Annotated in this window: 13 protein-coding genes; 4 read left to right on the top strand and 9 right to left on the bottom strand. The window is 41.7% G+C overall.

All coding sequences use genetic code 11. The annotated features are described in order from the left end of the window. Window positions 1–4: 4 nt before the first annotated feature. The 5 genes from CH373_RS10465 to CH373_RS10445 form a co-directional block, all read right to left on the bottom strand. The gene (locus tag CH373_RS10465) at window positions 5–1,633 is read right to left on the bottom strand and encodes an Ig-like domain-containing domain (protein WP_100715297.1); all 1,629 of its coding nucleotides are present in this window, start codon (window positions 1,631–1,633) and stop codon (window positions 5–7) included. Further along, window positions 1,623–3,233: an Ig-like domain-containing domain gene (locus CH373_RS10460; RefSeq protein WP_100715298.1), complete on the bottom strand. Its 1,611-nt coding sequence runs from the start codon at window positions 3,231–3,233 to the stop codon at window positions 1,623–1,625. Before CH373_RS10460 ends, CH373_RS10465 begins: the two co-directional genes overlap by 11 nt. 18 nt (window positions 3,234–3,251) lie before the next feature. After that, a complete protein-coding gene (locus CH373_RS10455; RefSeq protein WP_243393351.1) occupies window positions 3,252–3,824 on the bottom strand; it encodes a tetratricopeptide repeat protein in 573 nt (190 codons plus the stop codon). A gap of 112 nt (window positions 3,825–3,936) precedes the next feature. Continuing rightward, a complete protein-coding gene (locus CH373_RS10450; RefSeq protein WP_243393350.1) occupies window positions 3,937–4,614 on the bottom strand; it encodes a hypothetical protein in 678 nt (225 codons plus the stop codon). An 8-nt stretch (window positions 4,615–4,622) separates the two neighbouring features. Continuing rightward, window positions 4,623–5,183, bottom strand: a complete 561-nt coding sequence (locus CH373_RS10445; RefSeq protein ID WP_100715300.1) for a tetratricopeptide repeat protein — start codon at window positions 5,181–5,183, stop codon at window positions 4,623–4,625. A 128-nt stretch (window positions 5,184–5,311) separates the two neighbouring features. Here CH373_RS10445 and CH373_RS10440 point away from each other — a divergent pair, with 128 nt between their 5' ends. The 3 genes from CH373_RS10440 to CH373_RS10430 all read left to right on the top strand — a co-directional run bounded on the left by CH373_RS10440 (window position 5,312) and on the right by CH373_RS10430 (window position 7,852). Then, on the top strand, window positions 5,312–6,043 hold the full coding sequence (locus tag CH373_RS10440) for an MORN repeat-containing protein (RefSeq protein ID WP_100715319.1): 732 nt from the start codon (window positions 5,312–5,314) through the stop codon (window positions 6,041–6,043). Window positions 6,044–6,187: 144 nt separating this feature from the next. Then, window positions 6,188–7,153 carry a patatin-like phospholipase family protein gene (locus CH373_RS10435; protein ID WP_243393349.1) on the top strand — a complete coding sequence of 322 codons (966 nt, stop codon included), beginning with the start codon at window positions 6,188–6,190 and terminating at the stop codon, window positions 7,151–7,153. A gap of 120 nt (window positions 7,154–7,273) precedes the next feature. Then, a complete protein-coding gene (locus CH373_RS10430; protein ID WP_100715302.1) occupies window positions 7,274–7,852 on the top strand; it encodes a TetR/AcrR family transcriptional regulator in 579 nt (192 codons plus the stop codon). A gap of 86 nt (window positions 7,853–7,938) precedes the next feature. On the opposite strand, the gene CH373_RS10425 is transcribed toward CH373_RS10430, so the two are convergent. Beyond that, entirely contained in the window at window positions 7,939–9,591 is a 1,653-nt protein-coding gene (locus CH373_RS10425) for a glycerol-3-phosphate dehydrogenase/oxidase (RefSeq protein WP_100715303.1), read from the bottom strand. 230 nt (window positions 9,592–9,821) lie between these two features. Here CH373_RS10425 and CH373_RS10420 point away from each other — a divergent pair, with 230 nt between their 5' ends. Next, complete coding sequence (locus CH373_RS10420; protein ID WP_100715304.1) at window positions 9,822–11,519, top strand: FAD-binding oxidoreductase; 1,698 nt, start codon at window positions 9,822–9,824, stop codon at window positions 11,517–11,519. Here the strand turns inward: CH373_RS10420 and CH373_RS10415 are convergent, their stop codons facing one another. The 3 genes from CH373_RS10415 to CH373_RS10405 are packed head-to-tail and all read right to left on the bottom strand — an operon-like array spanning window position 11,520 to window position 15,154. After that, window positions 11,520–12,284, bottom strand: coding sequence for an enoyl-CoA hydratase/isomerase family protein (locus CH373_RS10415; protein ID WP_100715305.1), 765 nt, complete (start codon window positions 12,282–12,284; stop codon window positions 11,520–11,522). A gap of 16 nt (window positions 12,285–12,300) precedes the next feature. Then, window positions 12,301–13,110: a hypothetical protein gene (locus tag CH373_RS10410; RefSeq protein ID WP_100715306.1), complete on the bottom strand. Its 810-nt coding sequence runs from the start codon at window positions 13,108–13,110 to the stop codon at window positions 12,301–12,303. 25 nt (window positions 13,111–13,135) lie between these two features. Beyond that, window positions 13,136–15,154, bottom strand: coding sequence for a tetratricopeptide repeat protein (locus tag CH373_RS10405; protein ID WP_100715320.1), 2,019 nt, complete (start codon window positions 15,152–15,154; stop codon window positions 13,136–13,138). Between the last annotated feature and the right edge of the window lie 71 nt (window positions 15,155–15,225).

Below are 15,225 nucleotides of genomic sequence, written 5' to 3'. Positions count from 1 at the left end.
TAAATTAAGGGAATCTTACCCTAAATGTATAATCATCATCCATCAAATTTCCGTAATTATCGGTGACTCCACTCGAACCGCCTTTGATACGAATCAAGTATGTCGAACTTCGATCCAAACAACGAGCCGAAGAGCTAAACACTACATGATTCGGTGCCTCACCGGCTGGAGTCACGTCCGAAGCATTATCTGCGTATTCCAAGCAAGAGCCAATCGATGTACCGAACTCTTTTTGTATACGCACGTCCACTGAGCTCAATTGGATCGTAGAACCAGCAACCCCTGGCAAATTCGTACAAGAAGTAGGAGACAACGGATCTGGATAACAAAAGCGAATGAACAAACTTTGATCGCATTCAGTCGCATTGCAAGTTCCGACCGTTAACTGAGGTGCTCCGGTATTGATCTGATTGATTAAAAGCGGAGTAGAAAGCCCTGCATCGGAAAACACGTTTAACACTTTAATTTTTCTTGAAGTAGTTCCGTTTACCTTAAAGTAAAAAGTATAGTTCTTTCTTAGCTTATTCTTTTGATCGTCAAGAATTGCAGTTGTGATATTCAAATTGTATACCGAGTCAACCGAAAGTGGTTCGCTAAATCTTATCTGAAAAGTGGTCCTAGTTCCGGCAGTATCTGTAACAGTAAACGGAACTGCCGGAGAAATTCTCACTCCATCCAAAAGCGAGCTCATCTGAATAGGTTCATTGAAAGTGATTTCCATGAAATCCGTCTTATTCACATCGTTTTGAACTTCAAACTCACGAGTCAGGTCTAGAGTTTTGGATACAATCGTTGGAGTTTCCTTAAACTCTATGCTGGATAAATCAGGAGGCACAAAATCGTTACCCACCGTAAAACTAAAAGTATAAGGCTGCACTAGAGAATTTCCAAAGGTGTCCTTCACAGTAGTAGGAATCGTAACCGTATAAATTGTGCCATAACTTAGATCCGCAGCGGGTCTAAATTCAAAACCCATTCCGCCAGAAAGAACCCTAGCGCTTCCAAAATCCAAATCCACATTCGGTCTAGTAGAAATGGAACTGAAAAGCGTCGGAACTTCGATCGGCTTATCAAAAATGACCGTAATTAGAGTGTTAGGCGCAATCCCCGAACTTCCGTTAGCTGGAATCGTCTGTACCACCTTAGGCGGAGATAAATCGGAGTTATAGCTAAAATTGATCCTTAGGTCATCCAACAGATTGACGCCTTCGGAACTTTCCGCCCTTAACTTCGAAATCGCGTACGTATATAAACCTGGAGAAGTCAAAGGCTTGAACGGTTTAAAGCTCATCATGTTTTCCATCCAGTGAAACACACCGTCAACCGTTTGGCCGTTGTTGGATAAACTAAAACCGCTCTCTGTAAAATCCTTGTTCATCGACTTGGAAAACGCGATCACAATTTCGGTATTCGGATTTACTCCTGAGGAACCTGAAACCGGGAGACTATAGATCACTTTAGGAGGATTCGAATCTGGGAGAACATCTACGTTCGGAAGAAAATCGAGCGGCCCCTTTGCGTTATCCAATAACTGAGAGCAGCTAGTTTGAAGGCAAACAAACATTCCGATAAAAACTAAGTATCGAATTCGCAAAAGAAAAGAAATGAATCCAAATTTCTGATTAGAGTCCATAAAAAATAAACTCCAAATCTTGAGAGAGGATATTCCCGTTCGTATCTCTAATTCCGGAACTTCCACCCTTTAGTCCAAACTTATAGCGGACTGCATTTCCAGAAAGTCCCGATAAAAATACTTTTACGATTTGAGGATTTGCGGATGGAATATAATCTATCTTTGCGATTTTGATATTCGAAGTGATCGGACCACCGGATAAATATTCCGCAGAAATAGTAGAACTAGAGAAAACGTCCCCGTCACCAAAAGTTGCAAGTGCCGCCCCTCCGCTCGTATTTAAGCGAACTTCGATCATATAACTCGGAACACAAGCTGCCTGAGGAGTAACCGCAAACGCCGTACTCTGATTCGGAAAGCCTACAAAGTTCAGCTCGTTTGTAGCCGAAATCGGGCATCCAGGCGAATTATCAAAGGAATGTCCTATTACAGAATTAGCCGGGCTTAAAGGAAGTGCGATTGGTCTACTATCGGTAATATCATCCACCAGAAAATCTGCGATATAACCGGAGCTTAACAATTGCCCTTGTGCCGATTTTGCGGAACTAGCCATTTTGACACGATAAGTGGCCGTGGACTGGAGTGCTTGATTCGGAGTAAAAGTTACCGCAGTCGAAGTTCCATTCCAGGAATAAACTCCTGAAATAGAAGGAGAAAAAGAAATCGCGTCTAGCACACTCGATCTGTCCATCGATTCGGAAAAGTCAAATCGAATGTCTGTAAATTTGGATACACCCGAAACAGGATTGATCGTTGGTTCCGGTGTAGGAGCGATATTTACTGTGCCGAAAGTGAGGGTTTGCAGCTGGGGTCTTGTGAAAACGCTTCCAGTTGAAAAAATAACTTGGTAGTCGCTCGCAAGTTGGATTCCAGAGACGCTCTTTGCAGAACTTGCCACCTTAAGAGTATAGTTGGTTCCGATTTCTAGATTGGATTTTAAACTTAGAGTTAAAACGGTCCTATCTACATTCCATACTGGTAAAAATAAGGCTGGACCACCTGCGATTGACACCGCAGCGACAGTAACTGCATCCTCCATAGGTTCCGAAAACTGAATTACAATATTCTGATCTACTGGCCAACCTACTACTAGTGCTCCGGTATTCGGTGGATTAGAACTGGTTACACTCGGAAGCTTTCCACCTCCGACAGTATAAAAACGCGTAAGATAGTTTTTGGAAAGTGTATTACCTTCCGTATCCTTTGTACCGCTTTTATTCAAAGTAATCTCGTATTTCTTTCCCTCGGTCAGCCCGGTTGTAAAATCCAAAATCAATCGGCTATCAAATACCCAGGATGGCGAAAAGTTGGAGTTCCCACCGTTTGCAGCAACAACTACGGATGCCTCGGTCGAAATCTTGTCCATCGACTTGCTAAAATCGATCACGATCCTTCTTGTTTTTTCGATTTCAAAGGACCCGTCAGGAGGATCTACGGAAAGAATTTCAGGTCTCTGGTAAGAGTCCCCCCATTGCACTCCCAATTTGGACAATATCTCTTTTTCTTCATTGAGTCCGCCGCAGGACCAGCTTGCAAATCCAAGCACAGAAATGAATAGTAGAAATCGAAGAGCCAATCTGTTTATCTTACCGAAGAGCATCGAAGCTATCTTTTATTCCTATTTAGAGCTCTTCTTAGAAGATTTAGAGGCTTTCTCTCCGTTAGAAACCACTTCGTTCGGATCCACGCTCCTGTAGGAACTAATCAATCTTAGCTGTTCCTCTGCTCTATCCTCAAATCCTGCTTTCTTGTAAAGTTCGCCTAAATCGCGATGGATGCGATCAAACTTGGTTCTGATTCCCAGGGCTTTGTTATACTCCAAAAGAGCATCTTTCACATTTCCTTCCTGTTCGTACACCTTCGCTAAATAATAATGCGCATCGATTTGAGTGTCGTCGGACTGAATCGCAAAAAGTAAATTCTTCTTTGCTAAATCCATAGTAGAACTATGGTTCATTTGAATTCTGCCTAACCAAACATAAGAGCCGGAGTTTCCGGGAAAATCTTCAATGAGTTCCTCAAACACTTTTTGAGCTTCTTCAAACTTTCCAGAATAATAATACGATTTTCCTAGCATAATCCTAGGTGAGATCAAACTATCATCCTTTGCGACAGCTTCTTCAAAACGCTCGATGGCTACTTTTAGATTTCGATCCGCGTACGCTTTTGAACCCGTAGCGTACTGTTCCATTGCCTTTTCTTCGGAATTACATGATAGCAACCAAAGAAAGGAGCTTAAAAACAAAAAAGCTCCGATGTCTGTTATTCTCTTTTTTCCAAATTGCATCTTCACTGTCCGCATCTTAATCCTGTCCCAAGGAATTCAAACGGCCTGCCTTAATTTGCACCGAATTTCTTTTTCGGAGCATACCAATGATTTCCTTTTTTCTTTCATTACGAGCTTCATAAAGTTTTCTCCACTTTAAAAATCTCGCGGTGTTCGAAATCCTTTTGTTCGCTTCTTCTTTTGTCAGATTTCCAAACTGACTTTTGTTCTTTTCGTAAAATTCCTTCAGTTCTTCGTCCGGAATGGAGATGTCGGGATAATTATCGTTTAATTCAAACACACCTGACTTCTTGTCCAAGTAGTATGAAACGATTCCTTTTCGTATATAGGGCCAGAGGTAAGCTGCTGCTTCCGGTCCGCCTAAGTCTAGTTCAACGAGAGCATCTTCTAATATTACGGATTCTTCCACAAACTGATTCAAATATCGATCTAGTTCTTGCGGGGAAGGAAAATCGTGCTTTAACTCCAGGTGATTCCTCTCGAAAAGCAATTCTCTCCGAAAAGAATCAGCGGAAAAAGATTTCCCGTTGAGTGAAAATAGTTCGGGCTTTCCCTCGCGTTGCACAAGTTTCTTTTCCAAAAACTCGTCTAGATCATATCCCCGACCACAAGATGCGAATAATACAAAAGCAATCGCCGCAGCGAGTGCGGCTTTCGAAACAAAGGGTCGGCTGGAGTAAAATCTGTTTTGCATCTTACTGATTACCCTTTCTTTAACTCCGCAATTTTAGCTTTTGCGTCGTTTTTGGGACCAGCGTATTCTGCAGGAGCAATCTTGATAAATCTCTCGTAGGCCTCGACTGCAGACTTCTTGTTTCCTAATCTGGTGTATACGATGCCAAGATTGAAAAATACTTCGGAATAGTTTGGACTCAGCTCAGCTGTCTTTAAGTAGCTTTTCAGTGCTTTATCATTTTCCTGGAGCTTTTGATAGGAAACACCAAGGTTATAATAGCCTTTCGCATAATCCGGATCCACTTCAACCGCCTTAGAGAAATAAACGATGGCTTGGTCCAGCTTTGCTTCATTCAAATAACAGACTCCGATATTATTGGGATATTCAGGAGAAGTACCATCTAACTTCGAAGCTTTAGTAAATAGATCTCTCGCTTCTGAAAACTGGCCCTTAGAGAGTAAATTTGCTCCCTCCTGGTTCATTTCGATCGCTTTCGATTTGTCTTCCATAGAGGGACTTTGTCCAAAGCAGCTTGTAGAGACAAGAAATGTTGCGACTAATATTGCCAAATTCTGTTTTTTCATCATAAGCTTGTATATTGCCCGAATCCGATGACTATCGTTTCTTTTCTACTCAATTTTTGAAATTTTGGTTACAAAATTATCATCTGCCGATTTTTGATCTACAAACTCATCTTTTCGCCAGGCAGAGCTCAATGAGACAGAAATTTATAGACCAAACTATTCAACACTATCGAAACGCTAAAAATAAATTTCTGCTACTTAGAGAACAATATCAGAACTTGACCTTAGGCAGACAGACTTTCATAGTTTTCCTCATTTTCTTAGGAATGATTTTCATCAGCTTCAGCGTGTATTTCATCTTTAAGGAAAGACCCAAATGCACATACGGGAACTGTGAGATAGGATTCGGCGCTCTCTCTTTTCCGGACGGAACTTTGTATTCCGGAGGATTTTATAAAGGTAAGTTCCATGATTTCGGTACCATTCGAAAACCCGACGGACATTATTATGAAGGCGGATGGAAACTTGGGAAAAAACATGGAAAGGGAAAATACATTTATCCGGATGGGAGTTCCTATGAAGGAGATTTCTTAGAAGACCAGAAAGAAGGAAAAGGAACCTTCACATGGCCGGATAACACTAGTATCACCGGAATTTTTATAAATGGAGAACCCGAAGGTAAGGCAACGGTAGTTCTACCGAATAAAGTCTCTTTGGAAGGCTCCTATCGAAAAGGCATAATCTTCCAAGGAAAGGGCATTTACATTTATGATGATGGATCCAAATACTTAGGCGAATGGAAGGACGGAAAACGCCATGGGAAAGGATCCCTTTTCGATAATCGCGGAAATATAATACAGATCGGAGAATGGGAATCGGACAAATTCGTGAAAGAATATTCTATTCCGGGATTACCGAAATAAAATCTTGAGCTTATCTGGAAACGTGAACCGCTCCAAATTGGACAAAGTAAATATACTGTATTAGATTTTTCTTAGAAATAAACGGCAGCCCGCGTCAGTTTTTAGTTTGCAATCGAAACAAACTATAGCAAGGATCGGCCTATCTTGGATAAATTTTGGGAAGAATTCGGGGTTCGAAAAGAAATTGCTCTCGCGATCGCGGGTGGCGGGATCAAAGCATTCTTCGGACTAGGTTTCGCTTCTGCCTTACGATCTTGGGGGATTCAGGTTCGCGAGGTCTCGGGGGTCAGCGCTGGAGCAGCCATGGCACTGAGCACTCTTTCGGAAACAGAGGAGGACAGTTCGAAGTACTTCCAAGCTTTGACGAGCCGTAACCCTAAAAATTTTTATTGGAATCGGTTGCTTAGAATATTAGCACCTTTTCCTCATGAAAGCATCGCTAGGCGTACCGTAAATTTCAGCGTTAATCTTTCCAAGGTAATACTAAGTGGTGCCAAGGTCAAAATCCACACTGTCGAAATTCCGAAAGAAACCGTGCCAAAAACTTCTAGGGGAAAAATTTCTCGGAATCGACTTATAGCGAAAGTGACTAATGTGATTCGCGCATACTTTAAGGATGAAGAGTTAAGAAAATTAGGAAAAACTCCCGTACATGTATTAGAAAAAATGAAACTTTGGGGTTGGAGGAATAAGACCTTTACCGAAGAGGATTTCAAGAATCACGAGACTACCACACAAATCGTAATGAATTCCTGTGCCGCCTTCCCGGTAATTCCGCTCCAATCCTTTGATGGTAATTTCTACTTGGACGGAGGTTTGACCAACAATCTGCTTCTGGAGGAATTCAGTAGCGACCTGCCCAAGATCGGAATTTATTACGAAAAGACCACGTTAGCCGGAAAAACCGCAGATATTTTAGATGACGTCCTTTTAATCGGACCAGAATCGCCTTTTATTCGCCAGGCCTTTGATTATACGAGCCCGTCATTAGTCCGCGACGCTTTCGAAATGGGAAAACAGAATGCTGAGGTAAATAAAAGTCGAATCATGCATCACCTTGCTCCTGTTTGGAAAAAACACTTGCATTCCTTTTTCGAACAAATAAAATAATTACCGGAAAGGATGTATTCCTGATATAACTCCTTTTTTTGTGGTTTATAGGCGGAATGAAAGGGATAAATCGGGTCAGGAATCGCTAAGAATAGGGAAAAACTCTCAGGAAAATCCAAGATGCCAAAAATAGTAAATCACGAGAAATACAAAGCCGAGATACTTTCTAAATGCGTCGATATTCTCGCCCGTAGGGGTTATTCTGCTGTATCCATGCGTGAGATCGCAGCGGAACTAGACGTCTCGACTGGCACCCTGTACCATTATTTTTCCACAAAAGAAGATATATTTAAAGAATTAGTGAAATATGTTTTGAACAAGGACATAGAAGAACTCCAGGTCTATTCCAAAGCAGAAGACAACCTAACGATAGAAAAGCGCGTGGATAGTCTCTTTAAAATGGTTCAGGACAGAGAGACCTACTTTCAAAATCTTCTCTATATCATTTGCGACGTATCTAGATTAAAAAATCATGAAGAAGAAAAGCAGCTCATCACGGACGCAATGAAAGAGTACGTAATGATCATCACCAAACATTTAGGCATTACTAACCCGAACTTGAACAGACTTTTGATCAGTATTATTCTGGGCACTGTAGGCCAACGAATTGTAGACGGCGACTCTATCAAATTCGAGGAAGTCGCGGAATCTGTGAAAGACTTTATGGGTGTGGTGCTCGCAAACACTTTCACTTTCTAATCCGAGCATCAAAGAATCGTTTCAATTTTTAAGAACAAACGAACCGCATGTTGTAAACGGTTCGCAGTTCTCTGATCGCTGCAATCTTAGGTGTGCATTTTGTATCGAGCCAATACTTCGGCCTTCTCTAAATTCCTCCGGGAAGTATTCCAACCTAGCGACTGGGAAAGTTGCTCAAAAATAAGTTGCAAGCTTGCATCTGAAATCATTCCTGTTGTTCCTATCCCAGACCTTCTGAAAAAGAAATCACTGGCTTTTTCAATCCATTCATTTTTTGCAATGATTCGAATTTCCGAAGGCCAAACTTTTTCTCCATTCGACAGTACTGCGGGAATTTCTTCCGGCTTGGCTTCTGCTAAAAACTCGTAAGCTAAGCTACCATACCGGGTTGCTACGGATTCGATTCTTTCTCCACTCAGTTTATGAAACTTCTTTGTGAGTCCGGAACACAGGGACTTTAGATCCGAGTATTCTCCCGATACTAGTGGCAAATATTCAGTTTCGCAATTTCCAAAATCTCCAGGTAGATATTCGCAAATTTTATCCGCGATCTTTTCTGCAAGCGCTCTGCTCGTAGTGTATTTTCCACCTAACGCAGTGTAAAATCCCGGGAACCCCATGCTCTTGTGGTCTATAATTTCGTTTTTCCTGGAAGCATTGTAAGTATTACCTGGTTCGCCCGGATCCTCGACTAACGGGCGCATACCGCCGTAAAAATAATCTACATCTTTTTCGGAAATACTGGTATTCCCGAAAGCAAAATTGAATTCTTCGATCAGTTCCTGAATATCTTTTTTGGTCACCTTAAAGTGATCCGGAGATTCTTCAAACGCCGTATCTGTGGTCCCGATAATCGTTTTCCCTCTCCAAGGAAGTACAAACATATGAGTCTTGTCTTTCTTTTTGAGCACAAGTGCTTTGGAAATTCCGAAGGAGCGAGTTACAATATGTATTCCTTTGGATCGGACCAGATTTTTTTCCATCGCGATGCCTAACAATGATTCTATGGAGTCGGCCCAAGGGCCTGCCGCATTCACAACAGACCTTGAGAATACCGGAATCTTCTTTCCGGTTCTCTTATCTAAAATAATCGATTGATAAATTTCCTTTTCTTTTGAAATAGCGACTAGCTCGGAATAGTTTTTTGCTACTCCTCCTTTCCTTTTTGCGGAAAGCAAAAACTCGCAAGTATGACGTTCCGGATTGATATTTTGGTAATCGTAGTATTGGTAACAACCTAAGAGACCCTCTCTAGGAATCGGCCCAGCTTCTAACATCGCTTCTGATCTGGACAGAAATCTAAATTTAGGGATCCATGCATCTTCCGTAATATCTTGATTCCGGTCGAACGAGAACATCTCATACATTTGCATTCCTGCTCTCAAAACCAACTTTTCCATTCTTGAGTAAATCGGTATCAGAAACGGAAGTGTCCGAACCGCGTGCGGACTGATTTTTGCCAGCACCCTTCTCTCGCGTAAAGACTCTCGAACAAGACCAAATTCGGCATTTTTTAAATATCTCAAGCCGCCGTGAATGAGCTTAGAGGTAGCCTGACTTGTCCCGGAGGCAAAATCATTTTTTTCAACGAGCAATGCCCGAATTCCTCGAAGGGAACAATCCCAGAGCAATGTAGCACCGGTAATCCCTCCGCCGATAATCAAAGTATCATAAACTATGCTGGAATCGATCTGACCGGAATTTTTAACTTCTTTTTTGGACGCACGAGTACTGACCATACTCTTCCTAGAATTTTGATTTTGAAAGAATCGGTCAAGAAATAGTGGTCTTTGGACCCTTGATAAATTGGACGCCTCTAAAAAGAATGGACGCTAGAGGAAACTTTGTTAAATGAATCACATCCTGCGTTTTTACTACCGAACGTGGTTCAGGGCGCGGAACGTATTTTTTCCAGTATTTGCTTTATCTGTTCTTACCTTGCAGGCCGAACAAAAGGAGTTTCGTCAGAATGTTTTATCACGAATTGAATCCGAATATCGACTATTCCCGCAGTAATCTGAGATGGAATGCTTGGGGGGCCCAGGACCAGGATTTTTTCCGGAAAAACCAAATGGAAGAGATTCTTGGCCTACTCAAATCCGAATTTCGTTTAGAGAAGCTTAGGTCAACACCTTCGATTTCTCTGGAAGCGATCAAACTTCCCAATTCGAAAATCACAACCTCTATGGAAAGGCAGTTAGCGACTATAGTAGGAAAATCGAATATTAAAACAGATAAATATGAAAGAATTTTTCATTCGGCTGGCAGGAGCTACTACGATGTTTTACGACTGCATAGAAATACTCTCAAAAACTTTGTAGATGGAGTAGTCTATCCGACCAAGGAATCTGAGGTTTCCAAATTACTAGAATATTGCACTAAAAACAAAATCACCTTAATTCCGTTCGGCGGAGGATCATCCGTTGTAGGTGGATTAGAAGTCGTAAAAGGAAAAGGACACAAGGCAGTCCTTTCGCTAGATACTACAAAAATGGACAAGTTTTTACACTTAGATCCTCAGAGTCAGACTGCTACTTTTCAGTCTGGAATCTACGGACCCAAATTAGAGCACGCCCTAAATTTGAAGGGATATACCTTAGGACATTTTCCTCAGTCCTTTGAATACTCCACTTTAGGCGGTTGGGTTGCAGCCAGAAGCGCAGGACAACAATCGAATCGCTACGGAAAGTTCGAAGAAATTTTGACCTCCGCAAAAATGATCACTCCGGCTGGAACTATTGAAACTTTAAAGGATCCGGCTTCTTCGATTGGTCCAGATTGGAATCAAATCATCGCAGGTAGCGAGGGGCTCTTGGGTGTGATCACAGAGGTCACTTTTAAAGTTCATCCGATTCCTCATTCTAGAAAATATTTCGGTCTGATCTTTCCGAATTTTGTTTCTGCCGTGGATTTTGTAAGAAGAGCGAATCAAAAAGAAATCCCAACCTCTATGCTCCGCATTTCAGATGCAAACGAAACCAGACTCTATGAGATACTAGGAGAATTAGGAAAACGGAATACTCCGATTCGAGTCGTAAAGAAATGGCTGCAGAAAAAATTTCTGGAGTATAGAAAGCTCGGAGCCGAAAAATGCGCAGTGATCGTAGGATTGGATGGTAGTGAAAAAGAAATAGAGCATTCCTTTCATCAATTGAAGGGATTATGGAATCGAAAAGGAGCGTTGTATGCGGGAGAAAAACTAGGCAAGAATTGGATTCATTCCAGGTACAATATGCCTTTCCTCAGAAATCATATCATGGAACACGGGTTAGGCGTAGATACGATGGAAACTTCTACTACCTACGATCAGGTAGAAACTGTACACCAGGCTGGATTACATGCTCTACAATCTGGGATTCCAGGATCGATTGCAATGTGCCACTTATCCCACAGCTATCACGAGGGGGCTTGTCTTTATTATACGATCATGTTTCCGATAGATGAAAAGAAGCCGGAAGAACAATGGATTAGAATGAAACGCAAAGTATCCGATGCGTTTCAGCAGAATAAAGCGCCGATCAGCCATCACCATGGAGTCGGATTCGATCACAAAGAATGGTACCAAAAATCCGCCGGCAAACCAGCGTTAGATGGATTGAATGCTCTTAAGAAGTCGATTGATAAGAACGAAATTCTAAATCCAGGAAAAGTATTCCATTCGCTCTGATTAAACAAAGACTGGTCTGCGCTTTTCTACGATCGATTTCATCCCCTCTTGCCCATTTCTGGAATGAATCGCAGCTCCTAAAAGTTCTATATCTCTTTTTTGTTGGGATTCCACAAAAGGTTTCAGGGAATCCCTAATTCCGGCTTTGATTCCGACCACAGATTCCAGAGCCATATTTTCGAACTGAGCACACCATTTCCTAGCAGAACTCAGCAGCTCTCCCGGTTTGCAAGAATGATCAATCAATCCTAGTTGGAGAGCCTCGTCAGACTTCAGAGCCCTACCGCTGTAGAGCAGATCTCTTGCGGCCCTAGCACCGACTAATTCTTTTAGTACGAGACCGGATGTGGATGGAAAGTTGATCCCGATCTGGGATTCCGGAAAACCGATTCGGCCTCCCTTTTCCACCATAATTCTATAATCGCAAAAAATTGCATATACTGCCCCAAGTCCCATTGCATGACCCGGCATCGCACACACGATTGGCCTTTCACAAAACAGAATTTTACCGGCTACCTCTAACGAGTCTTGCAAGACCGTTCGGATTTCCTGCAGTGATTTCCCGATAAATATCTCTGGATTGAATCCGTTAGAGAAATATTTTTCACTCTTAGTGGAAAGTAGAATAGCTTTTACGGATTTATTCTGCTCAGCTTCTATTAAAGTATTCTTAAGTGTTCTGAAGAACGTAGCATCCAAAGAGTTTGCCTCGTTCGTTTGGATATAGAGTTCTAATATATGTCCGTTTTGATTCTTTTCTAACATTTGAGTTCCTAAATTTTCACACGCCGAATACAGAGAGCGGTAAATTTTCCGTACGATTTGTCCTCTTCATTCGAATTTCAATCCGGTTTTGGTCCTTTCCGTCCTCTCTAGAAACAATTCTAGTCACGGTTACCTTTGGAGGAAAATCCACATCGCCTAACACGGAAGTAAGCGCCTTTACATTTTTCTTCTTGGAATCCCATTCCACTGTGGAAATTCCTTTTTCGGTAGTATAGTAAGTCCACTGTTCTCCCGGTTTTCTTACCAAGATGATTCTTTCTCCCGGCTGTACAAGCGTCCAATCCGGCTGGAATAAATTCATATTTCGATTCGAAAGTAGGTGATAGATTACAGGAAATGGTACGACGGTTTGCTTTCCGCTATTTGGATCAGAAAGGACAATATCGTCCATAGGCTGTTCATGCACCTTATCCGAGTTAGCCGTTTTGATTCGAATCATATCTCCGTCTGTGAAAACTTTGGATACGCTAATCCCGAAAAAACGATCGTTCAACTCGATTTGCATTTTTCCAGAGGGACGATCAAAGTAGATCTTACCTTCCAAAGCAAATACATCTTTCTTGGGGAAAAAATTTTGAATTCGAATTTCAAAATCTCCAGTGTAAGAAGTACTAAAACCTTCTAACTTTCTGACTTCTTCCAAAAACTTGGCACCCTCCTTGGACTTTGCCTTTACAAATCGAAGCATTCCCTTTTTCGGAAATGGGATTTCTTCGATTTCGGCGCCAGTGCAGGATTCCCAAAAAATGCTAAACGCTATTAGTACTAAAAAAGATTTTAAATAAGAGGACTGTTTGATTCGCAAAGGTTTTTCCTCGGGCAAAGTTGTATCAAGGTTTATGATTAGAAACCGGATTTGCTTTAAACCTCCCCAATTTTTCCTGGAGTCTTAGCTTGTCTTCCTTCTTTTGAAATAGGCTCGCAGATTTTTCCCAATAGGTTTTCGCCTCTGCGTGATCTCCTCTGTCAAAATGAACGTCTCCAAGGTGCTCGAAAATGGTAGGATCTTTTTCATTCTTATCCTGTAGAATTTGCGCTGCAAAATTTAAGTGAAGCAATGCATGTTCCGGTTTTCCTAATTTAAAGTAGATCCATCCCAAGCTGTCCTGGTATGCCTCGTTGTCCGGTGCTAATTCCACAGCCTTCTTGATCAATTGCAAAGCTTCTTCTAACTTTGTACCTGCTTCTGAAAAATAATATCCTAAATAATTGTAGGACACAGGACTCTCCGGGTCCAATTCAATGGACTTTCGCAAATCATCCTCCATCTCCTTTATCATTCCAATCTTTTCAAAAGCTGCGGCTCTGTAAAAATAATAAATCGCTGTATCCGGTTGCTTTTCGATCGCTGCAGTAAAGGCCTCTTTACTTTCGCGGTATTTTTCTTCCTGAGAAAGAATCACACCGAGCAAGTACTGAGCATACGCGTTACCAGGATCTTCGGTAAGAATCTGTTTAGTAATTTGTTCGGCTTCCGTTGCTTCTCCTGGTGGAGTTCCTCTAAGTATATAAGATAAATGTAAATTATACTTTCTTTTTTCTTCTGGATTGTTCGAGAGCTCCACCGCTTTTCTGACCGCAAGCAGAGCTCGGTACACCGATCCCGCATTTTCGTACACAGTGGATAAGAAATTGTACTCGGCAGCCAAGACCGTAGTCTCGTCCTTAATTTTTTCGGAAATGTAGATTGCATCTTTGACCAAGGTTTCCGACAAATTCCAGAGTTGGGCTTGCAAAGCGATATCCGCTATCTCAAGTAATTCTTTGGAAAACTCCCGAGTCTCGTGATTTTTTTCCTTCTTGTTCAACTCCAAGATTCCGAGTCTGACCGACAATCTCCTGGGATATTTTTCTCGAATCGGAGCTAGGACCCTTCTGGCTTCCGAGTCTTTAGCGACAAGTACGCAATACAAGCCGTAGAGAATTGAATCCTTTGGAAGTCGATTCTCCCGATTCAAGCTCTCAAAGTAGGCCAAAGCTGAGGATCTACTCTCTATAAAAATCATCTCGCCTAACATCAATTCAACGGAGGAATTCTGCTTTTTCTGTTTGAGAATCCTCAATAATTCCGCCTTGGATTGCGAAAACTTCCCGAGTTGGTTTAGAATTCTTGCGAGTAAAAATCTAGTGTTCCAATCAGTCGGAGAAAGTTGCATATAGTTGGAAATGTAAAAAAGAGCTTTATTGTTCTGCCCTTGCGCAAAATATAACTCTCCCAAAGACTTATAGACGAAGGTGCGATATTTAGGATTTCCTTCACGGTTCTGTATCGAGTCGCTCAAGGAAGTCAGGTATAAGATTGCTTTCGGATAATTTTTTAGCTCTAAGTTGAGAGAGCTGAGCAGATAATACATATCCGAGTCATCTGGAAATCTGCTCAAATTAGATTCTAAGTATAGAGTAGCTTTTTGCAAATCTCCCAAACGTATCAAGATCTTCGTTTTTAAAATATAAGTGTCCTTAAACGTAGGATCTTTCTCTTCCGCAAAGTCCGATTCGGCTAGAGCAAGATCCCATTGCTGCACATTATAATGCGCTGCTGCCTTGTTCCAATGCGAAACAGCTCCGACTTTTTGTCCTTGTGCTTCGGAGCATAAAAAGTATTTTTCAAAATTCCCGATGGCTTCTAAATTTTCTTCCGCGGCTTCCTTTCCGGCTAGCATCGAAACTCTGGACATGTTTTCGAGGGCAAGAGACAAATAAAAGGAAGGCGGAACCACTCTAGTTTTTCCGGAAGTATCCAGATATTTACACAAGAGACTTGGATCCAAGCCCTCGCTCTGTACTGCCAAAAAAGGAAGAGCCGACGCCAAAAATATGTAAATTGGAATAGTGCTTGATCGTTTCATATTCTCGGAACTTTTATAAAGAACCAAGGGATTCGTTCCGTTCCGCGGTTACTCTAAATAGAATAGGGAAT

This window comes from Leptospira perolatii (assembly GCF_002811875.1).
Classification (GTDB): Bacteria; Spirochaetota; Leptospiria; order Leptospirales; family Leptospiraceae; genus Leptospira_B; species Leptospira_B perolatii.
The sequence above is the reverse complement of the archived record's forward strand: the minus strand, read 5'-3'. Positions and strand labels throughout refer to the sequence as shown.